The following is a 26,131-nucleotide window of genomic DNA, read 5'->3' on the forward strand; positions in this document are numbered from 1 at the left end:
TGGCGTTATTTTTTCAGTGGGTTGATACCTAGCGTTTCGGCCAACTGATGGGCCAGGCGGTTATTATCGTCGGCACCATACTCCCAGAACATGGCTCCGCCCAATCCTTTGCTCTTGATATATTCCGCCTTGATCGCCACCGAGCGTGGGTTCTCATAGCTAATGGCAAACAGCGGCTTCCCTTCACCGGAATCGATCATCAGGTAGGGCACTTTGGCTTCGTTATCCCAATGGGCGCTAAAACGCCGCTGTGGGTCGTTGAGCATATTGTTAACGATATCGTTGTATTTGACGTAGCTGTCTTTATCCAAATCCACGCCCAGCGATTTGAAGATGTTTTTCTCGCGTTCGGTGAAATAGGGCTGGGTGACAGGGTGTTTGGCGGCATCGGGCAGATCCCAGTCAATGCCTGGCTCGGTTGCACGCTTTGGAACCCGACCATAGAAGCCAATGCCCAGATTAAGCTGGGCAGGTTTCAACCCGGCGGCCAGATAGTTGTCCACGACATAGTCAGCGCTGTATCTGTCGGCAGCGGCCACCGTGGGCCATTTGTTTGAATCATAAAGGTTGGAGTTGAAATACTGGGTGCCATACGCCATGTCGTAGGTCATCAGGTTGATGTAATCCAGATAGGGCGCGATAGCTTTCACATCTACCCATTCCTGCGGGCTTTTGACGTTGGCGCCAACGGCGATGGTCAGCAATTTGTTTTTATCCAGCGCCTGGTGCAGCTCACTGAGCAACAAAGTAAAGTTGGCACGATCGGCAGGTTGGCTTTCTACCAGCCCCCAAGCTCCGTTAACCGGATATTCCCAATCCAGATCGATACCATCCAACCGGTATTTGGCTATCACGTCTTGTACTGAGCGGATAAACACCGCGCGGCTTTCTGGTGTCGCTGCCGCCCCGGAAAAACCGCGGGCTCCCCAACCGCCGACGGAAAGCAAAACTTTCAACGTTGGATTTTGTTGGCGTAACACCGGTAGCAGATTTAAATCTGCCTCCACTTTGGGTGAAAGATAGATTTGGTGAAGGCGGGAAGGATCTGTTAACGCCGGGTTGGTTTCTTCTTTTTCGCCATTGTAAATCAAGCCGAAAGAGTAATTGAGATGGGTGATTTGGGTGACGTCCAGTTTGTTGATATCTCCGCCTGGCCCTGCGGTGACATCACCGCCGCCATTAAAATAACCGACAGAAAGGTAAGGGGCAGCGTGCGCTATGCTTGCACCAGCCATAGAGATTTGCACCGCTACCAGCCAAGGCAGCAGTTTACGGGTTAAAGCCATGTTATCTCCTTTTGGTCAGCAAGGCTGACCTGAACCGCCTGTGGCGGTATCAATAAAGCCGGGCTCAGTTGGCCCCGGATGCGTATAACTGGTTGATGCCAATGCATCAACTGCCATAACAGCAAAAGAGCAGGGAGGGGACAATGCATTAACGCAGAAGAAAGGTGAGATTGTGAGCGGTGTCGAAAATAACCTTAGAGGCTAATTGGGGGGCATTGCCCCCAGAGAATATTAGCGCCGGATAAATTGTGACAGTGTAACTAATTCTGCCCCGGATTGTTGCATCTGTGCCAAAGCCTGCTGGCTGTCTTGTGGCTGCAAGTTGACGCCACGGCACCCATCGATAATCACTTGTGTTTGATAGCCCAGGTGCAAGGCGTCCAATACGCTGAACTTCACGCAGTAATCTGTTGCCAGCCCCATGATGGCCAGGTGGGTAACGCCGTGCTCTTTCAACCAACCATGCAGCGCCGTCTGCGCCCGGTGGCCATTGTCAAAGAACGCACTGTAGCTGTCGATATCCGGGTTTTCGCCTTTGCGGAAAACTGCAGCGATATGTTGCCGCTGTAACTGAGGATGCAGTTCGGCGCCAAAGGTTTCCTGCACACAGTGTATTGGCCACCAAACTTGCTGTAAGCCTTCCAGCTCGCCAAGTGTGCCAACTTCTGCGTTGGAATTAATCGCAAAACTGCGGTGGTTCGCCGGATGCCAGTCCTGGCTGGCTACCACTATCTCGTTACGGGAAAGGCAAGCTTCGATCGCCTGATTGGCGACAGCAATGGTAGCCTCGCCCTCTGCGACCCCCAACGCGCCGCCGGGGCAGAAGTCATTTTGCAAATCAATCAACAACAGGGCAGTTTTCATTTCGGTTCCAAGGTCGGTTAACCCGCGGCGCTCAGTTCACCACGCAGGTCTTGCTGCATCAGGCTACGGATCTCTTCCGGCGTCAGGGGCTGGCTCAACAGGTAATGCAGCTTGGTCAATGCCGCTTCCACTGTCATATCAAAACCGCTGATTACCCCGGCATGAGCCAGGGCATTGCCGGTGGCATAGCCTTCCATATTAACCCTTCCTGAAATGCATTGGGTCAGATTGACGACTACGATGCCACGCTTGGAGGCGTCGCGCAATTCATCCACCAACTCAGCTTTCTGGGGGCGTTACCCACCCCGTAGGAGCGCAGGATCAGAGCCTTTACCGGTTGCAGCAAGAAGTTACGCACTACCGCGCCAGAGATCCCCGGGTAGATGGTAACCACGCCGATGGGCTGTGGGGTGATGTTATGCACTATCAACTCGCCGTTGCAAACCGGCGAGGGGATGCCCGTTTGGCGGCGGATGTGGATCCCGGCTTCCAGCAAAGCAGGCAGGTTGGGCGAGGCAAAGGCATCAAAGCCGTCGGCGTGAGCCTTGGTGGTACGGTTGCCACGGAACAGTCTGTTGTTGAAAAACAGGCTGACTTCATTGACTGGATGGTTGGCCGCCAGATACAGCGCGTTCAACAGGTTGGTCTGGCCATCGGAACGCAGTTCGGCCAGCGGGATCTGTGAGCCTGTCACGATAACCGGCTTATCCAGGTTTTCCAGCATAAAAGAGAGCGCCGAGGCGGTAAACGCCATGGTGTCGGTGCCGTGCAGGATCACAAAACCGTCGTACTGGGCGTAGTGCTGTTTAATGTCGTCGGCGATATGCTGCCAATCTTCAGGCGTCATATCTGAAGAATCAATCAGTGGCGCATATTCATGAATGGTGAAGTCCGGCATCTCTGGCCGATGGAATTCGGGCATAAGCGCCAGTTGGCGCTGCAGATGGCCGGAAACAGGAATATAGCCGTTTTCAGAGCGCTGCATACCGATTGTTCCACCGGTATAGGCGACATAAATAGATTTCTTTTGCATGACGTAAATCTTATGGCTTTCAGATGGGCTGAATTATAGGGGGATGACAGCAGAAAAAAGCCCGGCGGTTGCCGGGCCAGAGATTTAATTTGTTAACGAACCTCTCCACAGGTCAGGCATATGGCATAACGGTGCTGGGGATCATTGAGATTATTGAACAGGCCAGGCTGTTCTTTAACCGCCATGGCGACCGAAGCCAGTGGGGCAGGCAGCATTGATTGAAGAGCGGCTGGCAACATGGCGTGGATAGAAACGCCAAACTGGCTGAAGATCATATCCGCCAGGCTCGGAGTATCGATAAACCAGTTGAGCTGCCAGGTTGGCAGCTTGGCCAACTCAGCCGCTTTCTGCACTGCGTCGTCAAAATCACCCAATTGATCCACCAGGCCGTTTTTCTTGGCATCATTACCCAGCCATACGTGGCCCTGAGCAATCTTATCGACCTGATCAGGCGTCATTTTGCGGGCGGTTGCCACCAGACCGATAAAGTTCTTGTAACCGTTCTCGATGTTCAACTGCATCATCTGTGAGAACTCTGGTGGCAGCGCTTTGGTGATACTGAGATCGGCCAAGGGTGATGTGGCCACGCCATCGGTATGTACGCCGATGCTCTCAAGCGTATTCTCATAAGTGCTGATAACCCCAAAAATACCGATAGAGCCGGTGAGGGTGCTTGGGCTGGCGATGATGTAATCCGCCGGGGTTGAAACCCAATAACCGCCGGATGCGGCCATTCCGCCCATGGACACCACCACGGGTTTGCCCACAGCGCGCACCGCAGCCAATTCAGAGCGGATCACCTCAGATGCGCTTACGCTGCCACCAGGGCTGTTGACACGCAATACCACGGCTTTGATTTTCGGATCCAGCCGTGCCTGGCGCAATTGTGCGGCAGTGGTATCGCCACCGACTGAACCGGGTGTCTGCTGGCCATCCATGATTGCGCCATTGACAAAGATTACGGCGATCTCACCACCCTGATCCGGCGTAGGTTTTGGCTGGTAATCGTAGATGCTGACCGCATTGTAATCATTGCTCCGCTTATCCCAACCAAAGGTTTTCACCAACTGGCTTTCAATCAGGGTACGGGAAGCCAGTTCGTCCACCAGTTTGCTGTTCAAGGCGAACTGCGCCGTATCACCACCGGCAGCTTTTAAACCACCAAGGATAGTCTCGGCACCGGGGAACAACTGCTCAGGAGTAAGCTGGCGGTTGGCAGCAACCGTATTAAGATAGTTTTGCCACAGCCCGCCAACCCAGAGGCTATCCGCTTCACGCGCTGCGGGTGACATATCGTCACGGATCAACGGTTCTACAGCAGATTTGTAAGTCCCTACCCGGAAAATGTTGGTCGTGACCTTCAGTTTCTCCAGCAGTGATTTGTAGTAAAGGTTGTTGGTAGCAAACCCATGCAGGTCTACCGCCCCTTGTGGGGAAAGGTAAATCTTGTTGGCATAGCTCGCCAGATAATATTGTGTCTGGTTATAGCTGTCGCCAATAGCAAAAATCGGTTTGCCACTGTCGCGGAATTCGCGCAGAGCCTTGCCGATATAGTGCAGAGAAGGCTGATCGGCACCGGCAAAGTCATTAAGTTGCAATACCATACCGGTGATATTTTTGTCGTCTTTGGCCTTACGAATGGTGTCTACCAGATCAAACAACGAGTTTTCCTGCAGGCGATTGCTGGAAGCCCCCAACAGCTCGCGGCCCCATTGGCGAACGCGGTTGTTCACGGAAGGGGTGTCGACCACCACACCGCTGAGATCAACCAGCAATGCACCGCGAGTGGGTTCCACCGAGGTATTGCTTTGGAATGAAAGATAGATACCAACCCCAACCAGGATCAGCAGGATCAAGAACAGGTTAAGGATCAGTTCCCTGATAAAATTCAGCAGACGCCATGTCCATCTGAAAATGCCAGTAATAATTCGCCACAATGTGCGCATGTGCTCTCCAACAAGAGTCGAGAATGTCCCGCTATCCTAATGAGCAGCCGGGAAAATGTCAGCTTTAAATCGTCTGTCACAGACAGTATTGCAGAGGCTGTAACTCCCTGATGAGCTATGTTAACGTGCTTTAAATGAAAATTGTTATCAGGAGTTAATGATGGATGCACTGGATCTCTTACTCAATCGCCGTTCGGCGTCACGCCTGGCTGCTCCTGCCCCTGTGGGTGAAGCGCGTCAGAACATTATCAACGCCGCCCTGCGTGCGCCCGATCATGGTGCATTGCAGCCATGGCGCTTTGTGATGATTGAGGACCAGGGCCTGGAGCGCTTCAGTGAATTGTTACAAGCTGCTGCCAGGCAGGATGAACTGGATGACGGCGCTATTGAAAAGGCGAAGCAGGCTCCTTTCCGTGCGCCATTGATTATCACTGTGATTGCCTATTGCAGTGAAAACCCGAAGGTCCCGCGTTGGGAACAGGTTGTCTCTGCCGGTTGTGCGGTTCAGGCGATGCAGATGGCGGCGTTGGCACAAGGGTTTAATGGTATTTGGCGTACCGGCGCCTGGACGGAGCATCCGTTGGTTCGTGAAGCCTTCGCCTGCCGTGATCAGGATGAAATTGTTGGATTCCTTTATCTCGGCACACCGCAACTGAAAGCCTCGACCAAGGTTGTGGCCCCAGACAGTACGCCTTTCGTTCGTTACTTCTGATCGTGACGGTGGGAGCACGGCAAAAAGGCATAATATCCCACAGTTTTGTACTGTTTATGAGCAGGTCGCACGCATAATGCCAACCTGCTCTTATCAATCTCCTCGGCAAGCGCTACCCTATCCCCATTATGATATCCTGACGTTTGTTACTTAGAGGAGTGGATTATGACTTCGCCGGCCATTCGATTAACCCAGTACAGCCATGGCGCTGGCTGCGGCTGCAAAATCTCACCAAAAGTTCTCGAAACGATACTGCATAGCGAGCAGGAAAAATTTATTGATCCGCATTTATTGGTGGGTAACGAAACCCGAGATGATGCGGCGGTATATGACATTGGTAATGGCGTTGGCATTATCAGCACCACCGATTTCTTTATGCCTATCGTCGATAACCCGTTTGATTTTGGCCGCATTGCGGCAGCGAATGCCATCAGTGATGTGTATGCGATGGGCGGCAAGCCGATCATGGCGATTGCCATTTTAGGTTGGCCAATCGCCAAACTGCCTGCCGAGGTGGCGCAACAGGTCATTGACGGTGGGCGTTATGCTTGTCAACAGGCCGGTATAGCATTGGCAGGGGGACATTCTATCGATGCTCCAGAACCCATCTTTGGCTTGGCAGTGACCGGGATCGTCAGCACTGAGCGGGTGAAGAAAAACAGTGCGGCGCAGCCAGGCACTAAACTGTTCCTGACCAAACCTCTGGGTATTGGCGTGCTGACCACGGCAGAGAAGAAAAGCAAGCTGCGGCCAGAACACCAAGGGCTGGCAACGCAGGTGATGTGCCAGTTGAACAAACCCGGGGCTGATTTTGCTGAGGTGGCAGGGGTTACCGCAATGACCGATGTGACCGGTTTTGGTTTACTTGGGCATCTGAGTGAGATGTGCCAGGGATCAGATTTGCAAGCGACCCTGTGGTTTGACCAAATACCTAAGCTGCCTGATGTCGAATGTTATATCGCTGAAGGCTGTGTGCCGGGTGGGACCGGGCGTAACTATGAAAGCTATGGCCATCTGATTGGCAGCATGACCGACCTGCAACGCCAACTCTTGTGTGATCCACAAACCTCTGGTGGTCTGCTGCTGGCAGTGTTACCGCAAGCAGAGGATGAAGTGCAGGCGATAGCGGCACGTCACGGCATTACGCTGAATGCTATTGGTGAATTGCAGACTGCGCAGCCAGGTAAAGCGCTGATCGAGGTTGCCTAGTGTTAACGGTGCAGACTCGGATGGACACGGAAGATTATCAACGCCTTTTTCTGCAGGATGTACCGCTGATAGACGTGCGGGCACCACAAGAGTTTCAGCAAGGGGCATTTCCCTTTGCGGTTAACCTGCCGCTAATGAATGACAGCGAACGCCAGGCGGTAGGAACCTGCTACAAACAGCAAGGCCAACAGGCGGCTATTGCGCTGGGGCACAGCCTGGTCAGTGGTAAAGAGCGCCAACGACGCACGGTGGCCTGGATCGAACAGTGTGCCCGGCAATCGGAAGGTTATATCTACTGTTTTCGTGGCGGGCTGCGTTCGCAACTGGTGCAGCAGTGGCTGCGAGAGGCTGGTGTTGACTATCCGCGTGTTGTTGGCGGTTATAAGGCGCTACGTAATTTTTTGCTTGGAACGCTTGAGTCTGCCAGCGAGTTGCCGATGATGGTGATTGGCGGCAATACCGGCTGTGGCAAAACGTTGCTGATTAATGAACTGGTGGCAGGTATCGATCTGGAAGGCGTGGCCCGCCATCGCGGTTCATCATTTGGCCGAACGCTGGTTAAGCAGCATACTCAGATCGATTTTGAGAATCGATTAGCGGTGCAGATGCTGAAAAAACAGCACGGTGGCTGCCGCCATTGGGTGCTGGAAGATGAAAGCCGGATCATTGGCTCCAATAATCTGCCGTTGAGTTTGTTCAGCGGTATGCAGCAAGCGCCCCTGGTGGTCATTGACGATCCCTTTGACGTGCGTCTGGCCCGCTTGCAGGACGAGTATATCGATCAGATGCGTATCGCCTTTGAGCAAGCCTATGGCGAGCAGGAGGGTTGGCAGCATTATGATGAATACCTGCACCATGGCCTGTTTGCCATTCGCCGCCGTTTGGGGTTGGAGAGGTTCCAGCAACTGACGCAGTGGTTGGAACTGGCATTGCAGCAACAACTTGTCAGCGGTAATAGCGATGCCCATCAACAATGGCTGGTGCCGTTGTTGCAACACTATTACGATCCGATGTATCGCTATCAATTAGAGAAAAAACCCAGCGTACTATCTTTCGTGGCAACTATGCTCAAGTAAGAGAATTCCTGATGACGTACAGCCAGAGTAACGGTGAATAATGCGACTGTTTATAGCCGAAAAACCGAGTTTGGCCCGCGCCATTGCTGATGTATTACCCAAGCCGCATCGTCGAGGTGATGGGTTCATTGCCTGTGGCAGCAACGATGTGGTGACCTGGTGCGTTGGGCACCTGCTGGAGCAGGCGCAGCCAGATGCTTACGATAGCCGCTATGCCCGTTGGTCGCTGGCCGATTTGCCCATTATTCCCCAGAAGTGGTTATTGCAACCGCGCCCTTCGGTCAGCAAGCAGTTGAACGCGATAAAAAAGCTGCTGTCGGAAGCCGACGAAGTGATCCATGCGGGTGACCCGGATCGAGAAGGGCAACTGTTAGTTGATGAAGTGCTCGATTACCTGGCACTGACGCCAGAGAAACGGCAGAATGCGCGCCGTTGCCTGATTAACGATCTGAATCCTCAGGCGGTTGAGCGTGCGATAGAACGCCTGCGGGATAACCGGGATTTTGTCCCGCTGTGTGTTTCTGCTCTGGCCCGTGCGCGTGCAGACTGGCTATATGGCATCAACATGACCCGCGCCTATACCCTGTTAGGGCGCAATGCGGGTTATGACGGTGTGCTGTCGGTCGGACGGGTACAAACACCGGTGCTGGGGTTGGTGGTGCGGCGTGACGAAGATATTGAGAATTTTATCCCGAAAGACTTCTTTGAGGTGAAGGCACATATCGTCACCCCCAAAGAGGAACGCTTTGTTGCGCTGTGGCAGCCGAGCGATTCTTGTGAGCCTTATCAGGATGAAGAAGGGCGTTTACTTCACCGGCCACTGGCCGAGCATGTGGTTAAACGTATTGAAGGCCAGCCAGCGCTGGTTACTTCATATAATGATAAACGGGAATCAGATACGGCACCGCTGCCGTTTTCGCTTTCCACGTTACAGATTGAAGCCGCCAAGCGCTTCAACCTCAGCGCTCAGCAGGTGCTGGATGTGTGCCAGCGTCTGTATGAAACCCATAAGCTGATCACTTATCCCCGTTCTGACAGCCGCTATCTTCCCGAGGAGCATTTTGCCGGGCGCCATGCGGTGTTGAACGCCATCAGCGTGCATCAGCCCGATCTGTACCCTCAGCCGGTGATCGACAGCGAACGCCGTAATCGTTGCTGGGACGATAAAAAGGTGGATGCGCACCACGCCATTATTCCTACGGCAAGGGCCGCCAAGGCCAACCTGAGCCAAGATGAACTGAACGTTTATGGTTTGGTGGCCCGGCAATACCTGATGCAGTTCTGCCCGGATGCCATGTTCCGCAAGTGTGTGATCGAACTGGATATTGCTGGTGGCAAGTTTATCGCCAAGGCGCGCTTCCTGGCCGAGGCGGGTTGGCGAACTCTGCTGGGCAGCAAAGAGCGCGATGAGGAAAATGAAGGGGCACCGTTGCCAGTGGTTGCCAAGGGGGATGAACTGCTATGTGAACGCGGCGAGGTTGTTGAACGCCAGACTCAACCGCCAAGGCCTTTTACCGATGCCAGCCTGCTTTCAGCCATGACCGGTATTGCGCGTTTTGTTCAGGATAAAGCGCTAAAGAAAATCCTGCGAGCGACCGATGGTTTAGGGACCGAGGCAACGCGCGCAGGCATTATTGAACTGTTGTTCAAACGTGCGTTTCTCTACAAGAAAGGGCGCTATATTCACTCCAGCGATACCGGACGGGCATTGATTCACTCTTTGCCTGATCTGGCTGCCCGCCCTGATATGACGGCGCAATGGGAAGCAACACTGACGCAAATCAGTGAGAAATCCTGCCGCTATCAGGACTTTATGCAACCGCTGGAAGGCACGTTACAGGAGTTGATTTACCAGGCTAAGCAGAGCCGGGCCAGCATAGCGTTTCGTGGCTTGCCGCCTTCACCGTCGTCCGGGGCGAAAAAGCGTAAGAAAAGTGCCGGTAAGGCACAGGAGAAAAGTGAATGAATCGCAGGTTGACCCTGATCATTGGCAGTCTGGCGCTGCTTTCAACTGCCAGCTTGGCCAATCGCGGCAATGTCGATGTGGTGGTGCCGGTTTCCCCTGAAATATGGGGAACCGAGCGTACCACTACGACACCGCCGCCTTGCAGTCGTTGCTGCATCTATCAGAATCAGAACTATTCAGAAGGCGCAGTGCTGAAAGTGGGGAGTGAGCTATTGCAGTGCGCACGGGATCCTAACGTCACCGGTACCAACCCGTTAATCTGGATCCGTCTTAAACAGTGATGTTGCCTGATAAGAGAATATAACTTTCCAATAGCGGGATATCAGCAGGGGCTAACCGATAGCTTTTGGCCTGTTGCGGTGTAACCCAGGCAAAGGCGCAATGGCAATGTGCCTGCAATTCGCCATTGAAGGTTGCGACCCGCCAGGCGTGCAGGCGGATAATTCTCTCACCTTGTGGCCACTGATTGCTGGCCACAAAACCCCCACATTGGCGATAATGCCCAACTCCTCCAGCAACTCCCGCGCCAGTGCCTGTGGCTGGCTCTCATTCGCCTCGACCTTGCCACCAGGAAACTCCCACAGGCCCGCCTGATCGCTGCTGTTATCACGCTGTGCGAGCAAAATTTTACCGTCTTTTTCGATAATGGCGGCTACGACATCAATGGTTTTCATTGCAGACATTCAATGATGCCCCGGTGTTTACCAGGGCAGGGTGATTACAAGGTGAACTCAGCCCAGACAGGAGCATGATCAGAGGGCTTTTCCATTCCACGGATCAGGTAGTCAATGCCGGTTGCTTTACAGCGGGCAGCCAGTGGTGTGCTGGCCAGCAGCAGGTCAATGCGTAGGCCCCGGTTCTCATCGAAACCACGAGAGCGATAATCAAACCAGGAGAATTCATCATTGCGCTCGGGGTTGGCATGACGGTAGGTATCGACCAGACCCCAGTTCAGAAGGTTACCCATCCATTCACGCTCTTCCGGCAGGAAGGAACATTTGCCAGTGCGCAGCCAGCGTTTACGGTTTTCTTCACCGATGCCGATATCAAGATCGCTTGGGCTAATGTTCAGATCACCCATGACCAATACCGGAGATTGTGCCGAGAGTTGCCGCTGCAGATAATTTTGTAAATCTTGGTAGAAGCGGGTCTTGGCGGGGAATTTGATTGGATGGTCACGGCTTTCTCCCTGCGGGAAATAACCGTTAATCACCGTCAGGGTTCCCTGCGGCGTAGCAAGATCGGCCATGATGATGCGGCGTTGTGCATCTTCTTCGTCAGTAGGGAACCCCCGGCGAACGGCGATAGGTTCTTCTTTGGTCAATAGTGCAACACCATAGTGGCCTTTCTGCCCATGATAAAAGACGTGATAGCCATGTTGGCTGACGTCTTCCAGCGGGAACATATCGTCGTGAACTTTTGTTTCCTGCAGGCCGATTACGTCGGGCTGGTGCTGTTCAATAATTGCGGCCAGTTGATGCGGACGTGCACGCAGTCCATTGATATTAAAAGAGACAAACTTCATGAGCGATGCCGTTTTTACCAGGAAAATGTGTTGAGATAGTAGCAGATTTCAGCCGGAAATGTAACGTAGACCAGCGGCGGTTTGCCGCTGATCGTCAGGGGATTATTTCGCCCAGCGGTCGTAATTTGTTGCTTGATAATCATCGAACTGCTGCATTAACGCCAGCGGTGAATCACTGATATGCAGGGTATCCAGGTAGTCTTGGCGCATGAACCCCTGATTGGCGACCTGTTGCAGGAACTGGGTTAGCGGGCGGTAAAAATCATTGATGTTGAGTAATCCCACCGGCTTGCTGTGGTAACCAATTTGCCCCCAGGTCCAGATCTCGAATAGCTCTTCAAGCGTACCGATCCCGCCAGGCAGGGCGACAAAACCGTCGGCCAGTTCAGCCATACGTGCTTTTCGGGTATGCATGTCAGATACGACTTCCAGTTCGGTCAAGCCGCGATGGGCTGTTTCCGCTTCAACCAGGCGCTGTGGAATAATGCCGACCACTTCACCACCGGCTTCAAGCACGGCATCGGCTACAATGCCCATCAATCCTTTCTTGCCACCACCGTAGACCAGACGGCGTCCCTGTGTGGCAATCGTATGCCCTAATTTACGCGCACTTTCAGCATAAACTGGATCGTTGCCTTCGCTGGCACCACAAAAGACGCAAATGTTGTTACGCATGTTCTTCCCTTACTGCATTAAAAAGAAGCCAGTGGTATAGCGAATTGCCGGGTCCAGTTCAAGGGGGAATTGGATTATTGAATGGAGCATTGATGTGTAGGGTAAGAACTGGGATTTAAATTTAAAATTTTGAGAGGGGAGGTATAGGCTATTCAGGCCGACTGGGCTGCGCGGTTTGGTACTCAATGGAAGTGCAAACGGGCGTTAAACCGGGGAGTGAAGATATCAGGATGGTGGTGGGAGAAGGATTCGAACCTTCGAAGTCTGTGACGGCAGATTTACAGTCTGCTCCCTTTGGCCGCTCGGGAATCCCACCATAGTAGTTATGGCTTACTCATGTTGAACAAGGAATGGGCTAAATTCCTTTGTTGCTTTGCCGAGTTCTACAGTTCGCACCACTGTCCGGTGGTGGAGAAGAACTGCGCAAGTGCTTGTGAGGCTCGAACCTTGTCGAAGGTTCTTTTCCATCACCGCATAGCGCTGGTATCGACATTGCTATTCGATGTGACCTCGTATTCAAGGTCAAATATGGTGGTGGGGGAAGGATTCGAACCTTCGAAGTCTGTGACGGCAGATTTACAGTCTGCTCCCTTTGGCCGCTCGGGAACCCCACCACTGGCCTTGCAAGCTTGCGAAACGTCTGTCTCGGTAAGCGGGGCGCATCATATCAAATGAAGCGCGTGTGTAAAGCATTGAAATGCAGAAAATGAAGCGTTTGCCGATTTTTTATTCTTGGCGGTGCTTCCGTGAACGAAAGACACCGCTTTCTTGAACAGTTACAGGATCACCGTGCGGTTACCATAGACGAACACGCGTTGTGCCAGTACTCGATACAGTGCGCGGCTCAGAACATTTTTTTCAACATCACGTCCAGCGCGCATCATATCTTCTGCCGAATAGGTATGATCGACATGGATAACGTCCTGCATGATGATTGGGCCTTCATCCAGACTGTCGTTGACGTAGTGGGCCGTAGCGCCGATGATCTTCACACCACGTTCGTAAGCCTGGTGGTAAGGGCGGGCACCAATAAATGCCGGCAGGAACGAATGGTGGATGTTGATGACCTGATTGGCATAATGTTGCACAAAAGCAGGGGTGAGAACGCGCATATATTTAGCCAGCACCACATAATCCGGTTGGAACTGATCGATCTGCTCAATCATTTTCTGATCGTGCTGCTCACGCGTCAGGCCTTCGTGGCTGACCAGATGGAACGGAATATCAAAGCGCTCGACCAGGGTTTGCAGGGTAGTATGGTTGCCAATAACGGCGGCAATTTCAACGTCCAGCCCACCGTAAGTGCTTTTCATCAACAAATCACCCAGGCAGTGCGCTTCTTTGGTCACCAAGACGACAATACGGCGGCGTCCGGCGCTGTGCAGTTCGCGCTCGGAGCCCACTGGCAGAGCGCTATCGAGATCGGCCAGCAGCGTAGCATCATTGAAGATCCCTTCCAGTTCGGTGCGCATAAAAAAACGCCCGGTGAGGTGGTCAACAAACTCATTGTTCTGAACAATATTCAGTTCGTGCTTGTAACAAATATTAGTGATTTTGGCGATCAGCCCCTTTGCGTCAGGGCAGATGGTGCGCAGAATTTTTCTTTGTACATTTTGGTGTGGCATAAGCGTGTGGGTCCTGTCTGATACTTGACGTGCAGGCTTATTGCCCGCAGCACTTTTTATATTTTTTGCCTGAACCGCAGGGGCAAATGGCATTTCTGCCCGGTTGAGGTTTGGTTCCGTCGATATAGTACCAGCGTTGTTGAAGGCGAAGAAAGCGCGAACGTTCATGCATTGCGCCGCGTTGGGTATTGTTATCGGTGAAATGAGCGATAAATTCGACGAACCCCACATCCGCGCTATTGCCTGCTGATTCTTCTACCAGGGTCAAGCCAATCCACTCGGTGTTGCCAAAACTCCCGGTGATAGAGCTACGCCACTCTTCCGCCCGGCAGTCGGGGTGCCAGGTGGCGATGAGATAATCGACGTCGTGTTTCACATAGGCGGTATATCTGGAACGCATCAGTTGGCCCGGTGTTGGGGCAGGCTGATTACCTGTTATATAGGGCTCGCAGCAAGCGCGGTATTCCAACCCGCTGCCGCAAGGGCATAACTCGATCAAAATAATGCCTCGAAGTGGTTAGCTCGCACGAAGTAAAGCTGAGCTAAAATGAATTTAACGCATATGTTACCTAACCTCTTTCGTTAGTGGCAATGTACCCTGCGTTCAGGGTTCAAAAATTTACCGTGCAAAGGACAGTCGGATTAATGCGTAAAGTTAAAATTGGGTTGGCATTAGGGGCAGGGGCCGCCAAGGGCTGGGCGCATATCGGCGTGATCAACGCACTGCGCAAGCTAGGTATTGAGGCCGATATTGTGGCGGGTTGCTCGGTGGGTGCGCTGGTGGGGGCTGCTTTTGCCAGCCATCGGCTACCAGTGATGGAACAATGGGTGCGTTCATTCAGCTATTGGGATGTGATCAAGCTGATGGACCTGTCCTGGCAACGAGGTGGGTTATTACGCGGCGAGCGTGTCTTTAATGCGGTCGGACAGTTGCTGAAAGTCGATGACTTTGCCGAATGCGCGCTAAAATTTGGCGCGGTGACCACCAACCTCAGCACCGGTCGTGAATTATGGATGACCAAAGGCGATATCCATCAAGCCATTCGTGCTTCCTGCAGCATGCCGGGTTTGCTGGCACCGGTCTGGCATGAAGGTTATTGGCTGGTGGATGGCGCGCTGGTAAACCCGGTGCCCATTTCGCTGACCAGGGCGATGGGAGCAGATATTGTTATTGCTGTGGATTTACAACATGATGCACACTTGATGCAGCAGGATTTGTTTTCAGTACACAGCGAACAGGATCACCAGCCAGCCAACAGTGCAGATCCCGGCAACTGGCGTGAGCGTTTGCGGGAACGCATCAACAGTATCACGCTGAAGAAAACCAATTTTACACCTACCGCCATGGAAATCATGAGTACCTCAATCCAGATGCTGGAGAATCGAGTGAAAAGAACCCGCATGGCGAGCGATCCGCCGGATGTGCTGATACAGCCCTATTGCCCGCAAATATCGACGCTGGATTTCCACCGCGCCAGCGAAGCCATAGAGGCAGGGCGTCTGGCGGTCGAGAAACAGATAGATATCTTGGCACCACTGATAAAAAATAAATGATTCTAGGTTCTTAGGGTGGAATGATGCTGTTGGGGTGATTTTCGGCAAGCACAAGTGACCATTATGAGCCACTATTACATCATCAAAAGGGAAGAGGCTCGGTCGATGGCATTACCACTGATAAACAAGCGCATCTTAATCGTTGAGGACGAACAGGTTTTTCGTTCTGTGCTTGTTGGTTATCTGGGATCCTTGGGGGCACAAACCAGTGAGGCAACTAATGGCCTGCAGGCATTGAGTGCAGTCGAAGAGGTGAATCCCGACCTGATCTTGTGCGATCTCGCCATGCCGGAAATGGATGGTATCGAGTTCGTCGAACATCTGCGCCTGCAAGGTGTGCAGATCCCCGTACTGGTTATCTCGGCTACCGATAAAATGGCTGATATCGCCAAGGTTTTGCGGTTGGGGGTTCAGGACGTTCTGCTCAAGCCGCTGACCGATCTGAACCGGTTGCGTGAGGCGGTGCTGGCATGTCTTTATCCCAATATGTTTACCTCCCAGGCAATCGAAGAGGCCGAATTGCTCCAGGACTGGAGCGCGTTAAGCCAGAATCCCTCAGAAGCAGCGAGGCTGCTCAAGCAATTACAACCGCCGGTGCAGCAGACCGTTGCCGGTTGCCGTATCAATTATCGTCAACTGACCACTGGTGAGAATCCCGGCTTGGTGTTGGATATTGCGGCCTTATCGGACAAGGATCTGGCGTTTTATTGTTTGGATGTCACCCGGGCGGGAGATAACGGCGTAATGGCGGCGTTGTTATTACGGGCTTTATTCAATGGCTTACTGCAAGATCATTTAGCTAATCAACAGCATCGTTTGCCGCAAATGTCAGCATTGTTAAAACAAGTTAATCAGTTATTACGTCAGGGCAAGCTTGAGGGGCAATTCCCCTTGCTGGTTGGTTACTATCATGCGGAATATAAAAATCTGGTTTTGGTTTCTGCCGGTTTACATGCCAATGTAAATACGGGCGATAATCAAATTCAATTAAGTAATGGCGTTCCTTTGGGCACGCTGGGCACAACCTACATGAATCAGATCAGTCAGCGCTGTGAAGCCTGGCAATGCCAAGTATGGGGCAGTGGTGGCCGGTTACGTCTGATGCTGAGTGCGGAATAAATCCTCTGCCATATCGCCTATTTCCTTCAGAATTTTCGGTTAGGTAATAGTCTTAATTTATTGTTATTTAGACCTGAAGTAATGCTCGGCGGATTTAAGCTGGTATACTTCGGGGTTTTTTTGTATGGCAGATTAAGCTCATAATTTGAGCTCGTTTGAGAGAGGAAATATGTCTGCGTTAAATACCAAGATCAGAAAAGCAGTTATCCCAGTTGCAGGCCTGGGAACGCGGATGTTGCCCGCGACCAAAGCGATCCCCAAAGAAATGTTGCCGTTAGTTGATAAACCGTTGATTCAATATGTGGTGAATGAATGTATCGCTGCTGGGATCAACGAAATCGTTCTGGTTACCCATTCCTCCAAGAATTCTATTGAAAACCATTTTGATACCAGCTTTGAGCTGGAAGCAATGCTGGAAAAACGCGTAAAGCGCCAACTGCTGGATGAGGTTCAATCCATTTGCCCGAAAGAGGTGACGGTAATGCAGGTGCGTCAGGGCGTTGCCAAAGGTCTTGGCCATGCGATCCTGTGTGCTTATCCGTTGGTGGGTGATGAACCTGTCGCGGTAGTGTTGCCAGACGTTATCCTCGATGAATACAGTAGTGATCTGACAAAAGATAACCTGCATGCCATGTTACAGCGGTTCGAGCAGACCGGGATCAGCCAGATTATGGTTGAACCTGTGCCGCACCAAGATGTCGCAAATTATGGTGTCGCAGATTGTGAAGGTTATGAATTGCAGCCAGGTGAAAGTGCCGCAATGGTCAGTGTGGTAGAAAAACCGTTACCAGAAGAAGCTCCGTCGAATCTGGCCATCGTTGGCCGTTATGTGCTGTCAGCCGATATCTGGGCACTGCTTGCCAAGACACCGCCTGGCGCGGGTGATGAAATCCAGCTCACCGATGCTATTGATATGCTGATGCAAAAAGAACCCGTTGAGGCGTACCATCTCAAAGGGGTCAGCCATGATTGTGGCAATAAACTGGGTTATATGCAGGCTTTCGTTGAGTACGGATTGCGCCATGCCAGCCTGGGTAAAGAATTCTCTGTCTGGCTGCAACAATTGGTGGCGGGCAAACAGAAATAGCTTCTTAACTTTTTGATAAATTTGAAAAACTAGGATTTTCCGATGAAAGTAACAGTTTTCGGTATTGGTTATGTTGGCCTGGTGCAGGCTGCCGTTTTGGCCGAGGTTGGTCACGACGTAATGTGTATCGATATCGATGAAAAGAAGGTCGAGAACCTGAAAAAGGGCAATATCCCGATCTTTGAACCAGGCCTGACGCCGTTGGTACAGCAAAACTACGAGGCCGGTCGTTTACGTTTTACCACGGATGCCAAGGCCGGTGTTGCCCATGGCACCATCCAGTTTATCGCCGTAGGCACTCCGCCGGACGAAGATGGTTCTGCAGACCTTAAGTATGTGACGGCAGTAGCACGCACCATTGCTGAACATATGACAGATCGCAAAGTGGTGATCGATAAGTCTACCGTACCGGTTGGTACGGCGGATAAAGTACGGGAAGTCATGAGTGAAACATTGCGCAAGCGTGGCAGTACTCTGGCTTTTGATGTGGTATCAAACCCGGAATTCCTCAAAGAAGGTGCCGCTGTTGCAGACTGCATGCGCCCTGAGCGCATTGTTATAGGCACTGACAATAAAGAGGTCATTGAACCGCTGCGTGAGCTTTACGAGCCGTTTAACCGCAATCATGACCGCATGATCCTGATGGATATCCGCAGTGCTGAATTGACGAAATATGCCGCAAACTGCATGCTGGCCACCAAAATCAGCTTTATGAATGAAATGTCCAACCTGGCGGAAATGCTGGGCGCAGATATTGAGAAAGTGCGTCAGGGTATTGGTTCTGACTCGCGCATTGGTTATCACTTTATTTATCCAGGTTGTGGCTACGGCGGTTCCTGCTTCCCGAAAGATGTGCAGGCACTGATCCGCACGGCAGAGCAAATTGGTTATCAGCCAAAATTATTGCAAGCGGTAGAGCAGGTTAATTCTCAGCAGAAATATAAGCTGACCTATTTTATTCAGCAGCATTTTGGTAATGATGTGAAAGGTAAAACATTTGCCCTGTGGGGGTTGGCGTTTAAACCTAATACTGACGATATGCGCGAGGCCTCCAGCCGTGTTCTGATGGAGACATTGTGGGAATTGGGGGCAAACGTTCAGGCTTATGATCCAGAAGCGATGGCGGAAACCCAGCGCATCTATGGTCACCGTGACGATCTGAGGCTGATGGGCACCAAAGAAGCCGCATTGCAGGGGGCTGATGCACTGATTATCTGTACCGAATGGCAGAGCTTCCGTGCTCCAGATTTTGATGCCATTAAATCGGCACTGAAACAACCGGTGATTTTCGACGGCCGTAATCTGTTTGATCCAGAACGCCTGCAAGCTCGTGGCTTTACTTATTATGGTATTGGCCGCGGTGCATCGATTAAGCCGGTTATTTAAGAGGTGAGCATGAAATTCCTGGTCACAGGTGCGGCAGGGTTTATTGGTTTTCACGTCGCGGAGCGTTTGTTAGCCGCTGGGCATCAGGTTGTCGGTATCGATAACCTGAATGATTATTATGATATCAGCCTGAAACAAGCCCGGCTCGACCTGCTGGTTAATAAGCCAGCATTTCAGTTTTTCAAACTGGATTTGGCCGATCGCACAGGTATTGCAGATCTTTTTGCGGAGCAGCAGTTTGAGCGGGTCATTCATCTGGGGGCTCAGGCTGGAGTACGTTATTCATTAGAGCGCCCACTAGCCTATGCTGATTCCAACCTGATTGGCCATTTGAACATCCTTGAAGGTTGTCGGCATAATAAAGTAGGACATTTGTTATACGCATCTTCCAGTTCAGTATATGGTCTTAACCGTAAGCTTCCCTTTTCGACCAATGACTCGGTCGATCACCCGGTTTCACTGTATGCGGCAACTAAAAAAGCCAATGAGCTGATGTCACACAGCTATTCACATTTATATGGGCTCCCAACTACCGGGCTACGCTTTTTCACGGTATATGGCCCTTGGGGGCGCCCTGACATGGCGTTGTTTAAATTCACCAAGGCGATGTTGGCTGGCGAGAGTATTGATGTATATAACCACGGCGAAATGCATCGTGATTTTACCTACATTGATGATATTGCCGAAGCAGTGGTGCGTTTACAGGATATCGTGCCACAACCCAATGCCAATTGGACGGTGGAGGAGGGATCGCCAGCAACCAGCTCTGCGCCATACCATGTTTATAATATTGGCAACAGCAGCCCAGTGAAGCTGATGGAATATATTCATGCATTGGAACAGGCATTAGGCATCACCGCACGTAAAAATATGCTGCCAATGCAACCGGGTGATGTGATGGATACCAGTGCAGATACCGAAGAACTTTACCAAACTATCGCGTTTAAACCAGAAACCAGCGTAGGTGAAGGGGTCAAACGTTTTGTGCAATGGTATAAGGCATTTTATAACGTTCAGTAAGTGAACGATAAACATGATAAATAAAGGGGCTTTGGCCCCTTTTTGTTTCCTGCAGCATAAGAATTTTCATTAAGCGTCGCTATTAACTACCTGGAAACTGCACCATTTTAAGACGTTACAAAACAAAAAGGCTCCTGTAAGGAGCCTTTCAAAGGTAATCAAAAATGCTATTACAGGAGGAAATCGTCCAGCGATTTACCTTGCTCTTCGATAGCTTTCTTAATCACAGCTGGAGTACGGCCCTGGCCAGTCCAGGTTTTCATTTCGCCGTTTTCATCTTTGTAATGGTATTTAGCTGGGCGTGCAGCACGCTTTGCTTTACCAGCGGCTTTAGTTGCAGCCATAGTTTGCAGCAGTTCGTTTGGATCAATACCGTCCGCGATCAGCATTTCGCGGTATTGCTGCAGTTTACGAGTGCGCTCTTCAATTTCTGCTTGAGCCTGGCTATCTTCTTCGCGACGTTCGTTTACAACAACTTCCAGTTTCTCAAGCATCTCTTCCAGTGTTTCCAGGCTGCATTCTCTTGCCTGTGCACGTAGAGTACGGATGTTGTTCAAAATCTTTAATGCTTCGCTCATTATACTAGTCTCAAATTATATTGGTGGGGGCGTCTGGATAATAATAGAGTGCTCTTTTCTTTTCTGCAATAGCCAAATTGGAAAGAGTCAGTAAATTTACCTTTAAAAAAACCGATATTGAGAACTGTCCGACTAATATCGCCTGTGAATCTAACTATTACGCTACATGCTTTTAAGCTAAATTTTCAACAGGTGTGCTCTATGCGTGGAACTAAAAGTCATTTTGTTAGCTCGTTATAATTATGTTCTATAACAGTGTGACGATGGATTTGTGGTCTTACTCACTACCTGACAAGGGCTAACATTGTAAAAAAGGGGAGATAGGGAAAAGATAACCTCAGGTAAGACCGAGTTGTAAAGGTTTCAATTAACCTCAACAGAATTGTCATCACTACATTTAATAGGGTCAGTAAACGTTAGGAAGGCGCTTGCTGGCACTCTTCACATAACCATTAATGAGTTAGGTTAATCATTAGCAATAATTAATAGTGTTCAAAGAAATCGGTACATCCTGTAAATAGATGTAAAAATGGACAGTGAGCCGGCAAGACGTTTCATTTGAAAGCCGGACTATTTACCCGCTTGCTGATAATGGGTGGATCACGGGCTGAGTCTGCCTATGGGATATGCTAGACTGTCAGCCTGCATCTTTGACTGAATATATCTTATACCACTGGAGTCGCGGCCTTATGGCTCAACTTTATTTTTATTACTCTGCGATGAACGCGGGGAAATCTACGGCGCTATTACAATCTTCATATAACTATCAAGAACGTGGTATGCGAACGCTGGTGTTTACCGCCGAGATCGACCATCGCTTTGGTGTTGGCAAGGTGAGTTCAAGGATTGGGCTCTCGTCGCAGGCACAGCTTTATAATAACCAGACTCAACTGTATGCAATGATTAATCAGGAGCACCAGCAGAAGCCGGTACACTGCGTTCTGGTGGACGAAAGCCAGTTCCTGACCAAAGGGCAGGTCGAAGAGCTTTGTGAGGTGGTAGATCAACTGGATATTCCGGTGCTGTGTTATGGATTGCGCACCGATTTTCTTGGTGAGCTGTTTGTGGGTAGCCACCATCTGTTAGCCTGGGCAGATAAACTGGTTGAACTGAAGACCATTTGCCACTGTGGGCGCAAAGCCAATATGGTTTTGCGGCTGGGGGAGGATGGCAGGGCGATGCATGCGGGGGAGCAGGTCGTTATCGGTGGCAATGAAAGCTACGTATCCGTCTGCCGCAAGCATTACAAGGAAGCGATAAAGACTCAAGAGTAATACCTTCACTGGAGCCCAGCAGTGGGCTTCTGTCGCATTTGCGGTGCCTCTCTTCGGGTAACGTCGGGTGGTCATCTGAAAGGCGCAAAATCCGTTAGGTGCGCTATAAGCGGAACATAAAAAAACCCGTCTTTCGACGGGTTTTTTGTCAGCTCAGAGAACGGTTATTTCTTGGACTTTTTTCCGCTTTGGCTGCAACGGGTGCTGCGACCACGGTCTCTTCTTCGGATTCGCTGAACTCGCGGCCATAGAAGGTATCCAGCAAGATTTGCTTGAGTTCGGCAATCAGTGGATAACGCGGGTTAGCGCCGGTACATTGGTCATCAAATGCGTCTTCAGACAGTTTGTCGACCTTCGCCAGGAAGTCGGCTTCCTGCACACCCGCTTCGCGGATAGAAGTAGGAATGCCCAGTTCTGCCTTGATCTCATCGAGCCATTTCAGCAGTTTTTCGATCTTCTGAGCCGTGCGGTCACCGGCAGCGCTCAGACCCAGATGGTCTGCGATCTCTGCGTAGCGACGACGAGCCTGCGGACGGTCATACTGACTGAATGCGGTCTGCTTGGTTGGGTTGTCGTTAGCGTTATAACGAATAACGTTAGAGATCAACATGGCGTTAGCCAGGCCGTGTGGAATATGGAACTCTGAACCCAGTTTGTGGGCCATTGAGTGGCACACCCCCAGGAAGGCGTTGGCAAACGCGATACCGGCGATAGTGGCAGCGTTGTGTACACGCTCACGAGCAACCGGGTTCTTCGCGCCCTCTCTATAGCTGGTAGGCAAGTATTCTTTCAGCAGTTTCAGGGCTTGTAGCGCCTGGCCGTCTGAATATTCGTTTGCCAGTACGGAAACGTAAGCTTCCAGGGCGTGAGTTACTGCATCCAGGCCGCCAAAGGCGCACAAGGATTTAGGCATGTTCATCACCAGGTTGGCATCAACAATCGCCATATCCGGAGTCAGAGCATAGTCTGCCAGTGGGTATTTCTGGCCGGTAGCGTCATCGGTAACAACCGCAAACGGAGTCACTTCTGAACCGGTACCTGAAGTGGTGGTGACGGCGATCATCTTCGCTTTCACGCCCATTTTCGGGAACTTGTAGATACGCTTACGGATATCCATAAAGCGCAGCGCCAGGTCTTCGAAGTGGGTTTCAGGATGTTCGTACAGCACCCACATGATCTTCGCCGCATCCATGGGTGAACCGCCACCCAGTGCGATAATCACGTCTGGTTTGAAGGAGTTCATCTGCTCGGCACCTTTACGTACGATGCTCAGCGTTGGGTCAGCTTCTACTTCAAAGAACACTTCAGTTTCAATACCGTGCGACTTCAGAACTTTGGTGATCTGGTCGGCATAGCCATTATTGAACAGGTAGCGGTCGGTCACGATAAAGGCGCGTTTTGCCCCGTCGGTAGCCACTTCTTCCAGCGCGATTGGCAGTGAGCCACGGCGGAAGTAGATTGATTTAGGGAGTTTATGCCACAACATGTTTTCTGCTCGCTTCGCTACAGTTTTCTTGTTGATCAAGTGTTTTGGTCCGACGTTTTCAGAGATGGAGTTACCACCCCATGAACCGCAACCCAATGTCAGCGACGGAGCGAGTTTAAAGTTGTAGAGGTCACCGATCCCACCCTGAGAGGCCGGGGTGTTGATCAGGATACGTGCGGTTTTCATTTTGTCGCCGAAATACTCAACACGTTGGGTCTGGTTGTCCTGATCGGTATACAGGCAAGAGGTGTGGCCGATACCGCCCATGGCAACCAGCTTTTCGGCTTTGCTAACGGCATCTTCAAAGTCTTTTGCACGATACATGGCGAGGGTAGGCGACAGTTTTTCATGTGCAAACGGCTCGGTTTCATCAACCAGCTTCACTTCACCGATCAGGATCTTGGTGCTGGCTGGCACTTTGATACCCGCCATTTCAGCGATTTTTGGTGCAGACTGACCAACGATGGCGGCGTTCAGACCACCGTTTTTCAGGATGATGTCCTGAACGGCTTTCAGCTCTTTACCCTGCAGCATATAGCCACCGTGGGAGGCGAAACGTTCGCGAACTGCATCATACACAGAGTCAACCACGATAACGGACTGTTCAGATGCGCAGATTACGCCGCTGTCGAAGGTTTTTGACATCAGAATAGAGGCAACAACACGTTTGATGTCGGCAGTTTCATCGACGACAACCGGGGTGTTACCGGCACCTACACCGATAGCTGGCTTACCAGAACTGTAGGCCGCTTTAACCATGCCTGGGCCACCGGTTGCCAGGATCAGGTTAATGTCCGGGTGATGCATCAACTGGTTCGACAATTCAACCGTTGGCTGATCAATCCAACCTACGATGTCTTTTGGTGCGCCAGCAGCGATAGCCGCCTGCAGAACGATATCAGCAGCTTTGTTGGTGGCGTTCTTCGCACGTGGGTGTGGGGAGAAAATAATCCCGTTACGCGTCTTCAGGCTGATCAGCGCTTTGAAGATGGCAGTAGAAGTAGGGTTGGTGGTAGGGACGATACCGCAAATCAGGCCAATAGGCTCTGCAATAGTGATGGTACCGAAAGTATCGTCTTCAGAGAGGATACCGCAGGTCTTTTCATCTTTATAAGCGTTATAAATGTATTCAGAAGCGAAGTGGTTTTTGATGACCTTATCTTCAATGATACCCATACCTGATTCTTCGACGGCCATTTTGGCCAGCGGAATACGGGCATCGGCAGCGGCCAGGGCAGCGGCGCGGAAGATTTTATCGACTTGCTCTTGCGAGAAGTTGGCATACTCACGCTGGGCTTTTTTGACACGCGCTACTAGCTCGTTCAATTCAGCAAGATTCGTTACAGCCATAATGCTCTCCTGATAAATGTTAAACTCTTTCAGTAAATAAGCCGTTCGAGCAACTAGTATAGACAGAGGGGAAGAAGGCGTCTGTCAATCAACCGTCGCTTCCCAGACTTAACGACTCATACTGCTGATTTACTTAAAGAGCTTTACCAAGCGCGAGATCTGATATCGGAAACAAAGTGGAACAAAAAACAGGACTTACTCGGTCTGGACTGCTTGTTCTACCTTTTGACTACGACTAAGAGCTTACCTATTCCTGAGTAGTTATTTTGTGATTTACATCATAAAAATCGCAAGCTGACACCTTTCAGCAATTATTTGTTGAGAGTAATTATCAACAACTGAGATGTTGCTTCAGCTTTGACACTTAAAACATCAATGCCCATACAAAAACTTAACAATGGAGAATTGTTTTGTAACATTATGTAGGGCTAGAGAAAAATGCTGCTTGGGCGGATGGATTACCATGCGCAATTCTATTACATTAGCGCGCATCGGCAGTGTCTCTTTTGAAAGCTATTAATGCGGAGTTTTTCGTGGGCCAATCTCTGTTGGATTTTTCCGGCTACATCAAGTTCTTTGTTGGACTGTTTGCGCTGGTAAATCCGGTCGGCATTCTGCCGGTATTTATCAGTATGACCAGTTACCAGGCGGAAGTAGGGCGTAACAAAACCAACCTGACGGCAAACCTGTCGGTGGCAATTATTTTATGGACTTCGCTGTTTTTGGGGGAGGCCATCTTGCGCGTGTTTGGTATCTCTATTGACTCGTTCCGTATTGCTGGCGGGATCCTGGTGGTCACCATTGCCATGTCGATGATCAGCGGCAAGTTGGGGGAGGACAAACAGAACAAGCAGGAAAAATCAGAGAGCGCGATCCGCGAAAGTATCGGTGTGGTTCCTTTGGCGTTGCCGTTGATGGCCGGTCCTGGTGCGATCAGTTCCACCATTGTCTGGAGCTCCCGTTATCACAGTTGGCAAAATCTGTTAGGTTTTACAGTGGCCATTGCCCTGTTTGCGTTTTGCTGTTGGCTATTGTTCCGTGCTGCGCCGCTGTTAGTACGCTTGTTGGGGCAAACGGGTATCAACGTCATTACACGTATCATGGGGTTGTTGCTGATGGCTTTAGGGATAGAATTTATTGTTACCGGCATTAAGGCCATATTCCCTGGTCTGCTCTGAACCGGGTATACAGCCGGGAATTAGTTCTGTCCCGGCTTTAAATCTTTTTTAATGATTAAAATCAAATTCGTTTTTCCCTTATATAGTGCAGAGTCTGGCTGCTTTTTACGCTATTGCACCGTTCTGTGGCGCAAATCTCATTTCATCGCTTAATAAATCACCTGTTTGTTATTTCCAACCTT

At 50.9% G+C, this 26,131-nt stretch carries 20 protein-coding genes, 2 tRNA genes and 3 pseudogenes; 12 read left to right on the top strand and 13 right to left on the bottom strand.

Annotated elements, in window-relative coordinates; genetic code table 11:
* Positions 1 to 5: 5 nt before the first annotated feature.
* The 4 genes and pseudogenes from ACQ86O_RS18200 to sppA form a co-directional block, all read right to left on the bottom strand.
* A complete protein-coding gene (locus tag ACQ86O_RS18200; RefSeq protein WP_431222273.1) occupies positions 6 to 1,286 on the bottom strand; it encodes a glycoside hydrolase family 18 protein in 1,281 nt (426 codons plus the stop codon).
* Positions 1,287 to 1,517: 231 nt separating this feature from the next.
* Positions 1,518 to 2,150, bottom strand: coding sequence for a bifunctional nicotinamidase/pyrazinamidase (gene pncA / locus ACQ86O_RS18205; RefSeq protein ID WP_431222274.1), 633 nt, complete (start codon positions 2,148 to 2,150; stop codon positions 1,518 to 1,520).
* 17 nt (positions 2,151 to 2,167) lie between these two features.
* Positions 2,168 to 3,183 (bottom strand): annotated as a pseudogene (ansA, locus tag ACQ86O_RS18210) (asparaginase).
* A 92-nt stretch (positions 3,184 to 3,275) separates the two neighbouring features.
* Positions 3,276 to 5,129 carry a signal peptide peptidase SppA gene (gene sppA / locus ACQ86O_RS18215; protein WP_431222275.1) on the bottom strand — a complete coding sequence of 618 codons (1,854 nt, stop codon included), beginning with the start codon at positions 5,127 to 5,129 and terminating at the stop codon, positions 3,276 to 3,278.
* A gap of 160 nt (positions 5,130 to 5,289) precedes the next feature.
* Here sppA and ACQ86O_RS18220 point away from each other — a divergent pair, with 160 nt between their 5' ends.
* The 5 genes and pseudogenes from ACQ86O_RS18220 (at position 5,290) to ACQ86O_RS18240 (ending at position 10,373) form a co-directional block, all read left to right on the top strand.
* Entirely contained in the window at positions 5,290 to 5,841 is a 552-nt protein-coding gene (locus ACQ86O_RS18220; RefSeq protein WP_431225768.1) for an NAD(P)H nitroreductase, read from the top strand.
* Between the two features lie 165 nt (positions 5,842 to 6,006).
* Positions 6,007 to 7,050 (top strand): selenide, water dikinase SelD, encoded by a 1,044-nt coding sequence (selD, locus tag ACQ86O_RS18225; protein WP_431222276.1) that lies wholly within the window; start codon positions 6,007 to 6,009, stop codon positions 7,048 to 7,050.
* A gap of 20 nt (positions 7,051 to 7,070) precedes the next feature.
* Positions 7,071 to 8,167: pseudogene (gene mnmH / locus ACQ86O_RS18230) on the top strand (tRNA 2-selenouridine(34) synthase MnmH).
* The gene (locus tag ACQ86O_RS18235) at positions 8,167 to 10,092 is read left to right on the top strand and encodes a DNA topoisomerase III (RefSeq protein WP_431222277.1); all 1,926 of its coding nucleotides are present in this window, start codon (positions 8,167 to 8,169) and stop codon (positions 10,090 to 10,092) included. Before mnmH ends, ACQ86O_RS18235 begins: the two are co-directional and overlap by 1 nt.
* Entirely contained in the window at positions 10,089 to 10,373 is a 285-nt protein-coding gene (locus tag ACQ86O_RS18240) for a DUF1496 domain-containing protein (RefSeq protein WP_431222278.1), read from the top strand. The genes ACQ86O_RS18235 and ACQ86O_RS18240 overlap by 4 nt, the downstream gene beginning before the upstream one ends.
* Here ACQ86O_RS18240 and ACQ86O_RS18245 read toward each other — a convergent pair.
* From ACQ86O_RS18245 to ACQ86O_RS18275, 7 genes and pseudogenes are all read right to left on the bottom strand, one after another.
* A pseudogene (locus ACQ86O_RS18245) lies at positions 10,363 to 10,766 on the bottom strand (pyrimidine (deoxy)nucleoside triphosphate diphosphatase). The gene ACQ86O_RS18240 and the pseudogene ACQ86O_RS18245 overlap by 11 nt on opposite strands.
* Positions 10,767 to 10,810: 44 nt before the next feature.
* Positions 10,811 to 11,617 carry an exodeoxyribonuclease III gene (xthA, locus tag ACQ86O_RS18250; protein ID WP_431222279.1) on the bottom strand — a complete coding sequence of 269 codons (807 nt, stop codon included), beginning with the start codon at positions 11,615 to 11,617 and terminating at the stop codon, positions 10,811 to 10,813.
* Between the two features lie 102 nt (positions 11,618 to 11,719).
* Positions 11,720 to 12,292, bottom strand: a complete 573-nt coding sequence (locus ACQ86O_RS18255) for a TIGR00730 family Rossman fold protein (RefSeq protein WP_431222280.1) — start codon at positions 12,290 to 12,292, stop codon at positions 11,720 to 11,722.
* Positions 12,293 to 12,523: 231 nt separating this feature from the next.
* Positions 12,524 to 12,608: transfer RNA gene (locus tag ACQ86O_RS18260), tRNA-Tyr, on the bottom strand.
* 213 nt (positions 12,609 to 12,821) lie between these two features.
* Positions 12,822 to 12,906, bottom strand: a tRNA-Tyr gene (locus tag ACQ86O_RS18265).
* A gap of 162 nt (positions 12,907 to 13,068) precedes the next feature.
* Positions 13,069 to 13,917: a formyltetrahydrofolate deformylase gene (gene purU / locus ACQ86O_RS18270; RefSeq protein ID WP_431222281.1), complete on the bottom strand. Its 849-nt coding sequence runs from the start codon at positions 13,915 to 13,917 to the stop codon at positions 13,069 to 13,071.
* Positions 13,918 to 13,954: 37 nt separating this feature from the next.
* Positions 13,955 to 14,416, bottom strand: a complete 462-nt coding sequence (locus ACQ86O_RS18275) for a YchJ family protein (RefSeq protein ID WP_431222282.1) — start codon at positions 14,414 to 14,416, stop codon at positions 13,955 to 13,957.
* Between the two features lie 146 nt (positions 14,417 to 14,562).
* Between ACQ86O_RS18275 and rssA the strand changes: the two genes are divergently transcribed.
* The 5 genes from rssA (at position 14,563) to ACQ86O_RS18300 (ending at position 20,083) form a co-directional block, all read left to right on the top strand.
* Complete coding sequence (rssA, locus tag ACQ86O_RS18280; RefSeq protein WP_431222283.1) at positions 14,563 to 15,471, top strand: patatin-like phospholipase RssA; 909 nt, start codon at positions 14,563 to 14,565, stop codon at positions 15,469 to 15,471.
* A gap of 105 nt (positions 15,472 to 15,576) precedes the next feature.
* On the top strand, positions 15,577 to 16,590 hold the full coding sequence (gene rssB / locus ACQ86O_RS18285) for a two-component system response regulator RssB (RefSeq protein WP_431222284.1): 1,014 nt from the start codon (positions 15,577 to 15,579) through the stop codon (positions 16,588 to 16,590).
* A gap of 169 nt (positions 16,591 to 16,759) precedes the next feature.
* Positions 16,760 to 17,677 carry a UTP--glucose-1-phosphate uridylyltransferase GalU gene (galU, locus tag ACQ86O_RS18290; protein ID WP_431222285.1) on the top strand — a complete coding sequence of 306 codons (918 nt, stop codon included), beginning with the start codon at positions 16,760 to 16,762 and terminating at the stop codon, positions 17,675 to 17,677.
* Between the two features lie 42 nt (positions 17,678 to 17,719).
* Complete coding sequence (locus tag ACQ86O_RS18295; RefSeq protein WP_431222286.1) at positions 17,720 to 19,063, top strand: UDP-glucose dehydrogenase family protein; 1,344 nt, start codon at positions 17,720 to 17,722, stop codon at positions 19,061 to 19,063.
* Between the two features lie 9 nt (positions 19,064 to 19,072).
* Positions 19,073 to 20,083 carry an NAD-dependent epimerase gene (locus ACQ86O_RS18300; RefSeq protein WP_431222287.1) on the top strand — a complete coding sequence of 337 codons (1,011 nt, stop codon included), beginning with the start codon at positions 19,073 to 19,075 and terminating at the stop codon, positions 20,081 to 20,083.
* A 170-nt stretch (positions 20,084 to 20,253) separates the two neighbouring features.
* On the opposite strand, the gene hns is transcribed toward ACQ86O_RS18300, so the two are convergent.
* Entirely contained in the window at positions 20,254 to 20,661 is a 408-nt protein-coding gene (gene hns / locus ACQ86O_RS18305; RefSeq protein ID WP_024486694.1) for a histone-like nucleoid-structuring protein H-NS, read from the bottom strand.
* Positions 20,662 to 21,350: 689 nt separating this feature from the next.
* Here hns and ACQ86O_RS18310 point away from each other — a divergent pair.
* Positions 21,351 to 21,935 carry a thymidine kinase gene (locus ACQ86O_RS18310; protein WP_431222288.1) on the top strand — a complete coding sequence of 195 codons (585 nt, stop codon included), beginning with the start codon at positions 21,351 to 21,353 and terminating at the stop codon, positions 21,933 to 21,935.
* A gap of 148 nt (positions 21,936 to 22,083) precedes the next feature.
* Here ACQ86O_RS18310 and adhE read toward each other — a convergent pair whose 3' ends face one another.
* Positions 22,084 to 24,771 carry a bifunctional acetaldehyde-CoA/alcohol dehydrogenase gene (adhE, locus tag ACQ86O_RS18315; protein ID WP_431222289.1) on the bottom strand — a complete coding sequence of 896 codons (2,688 nt, stop codon included), beginning with the start codon at positions 24,769 to 24,771 and terminating at the stop codon, positions 22,084 to 22,086.
* A gap of 533 nt (positions 24,772 to 25,304) precedes the next feature.
* On the opposite strand from adhE, the gene ACQ86O_RS18320 reads away from it, so the two are divergent.
* Positions 25,305 to 25,949, top strand: coding sequence for a YchE family NAAT transporter (locus ACQ86O_RS18320; RefSeq protein WP_431222290.1), 645 nt, complete (start codon positions 25,305 to 25,307; stop codon positions 25,947 to 25,949).
* Positions 25,950 to 26,131 lie beyond the last annotated feature (182 nt).

The organism is Serratia sp. L9, assembly GCF_050632285.1.
In the GTDB taxonomy this organism is placed as follows: Bacteria; Pseudomonadota; Gammaproteobacteria; order Enterobacterales; family Enterobacteriaceae; genus Chania.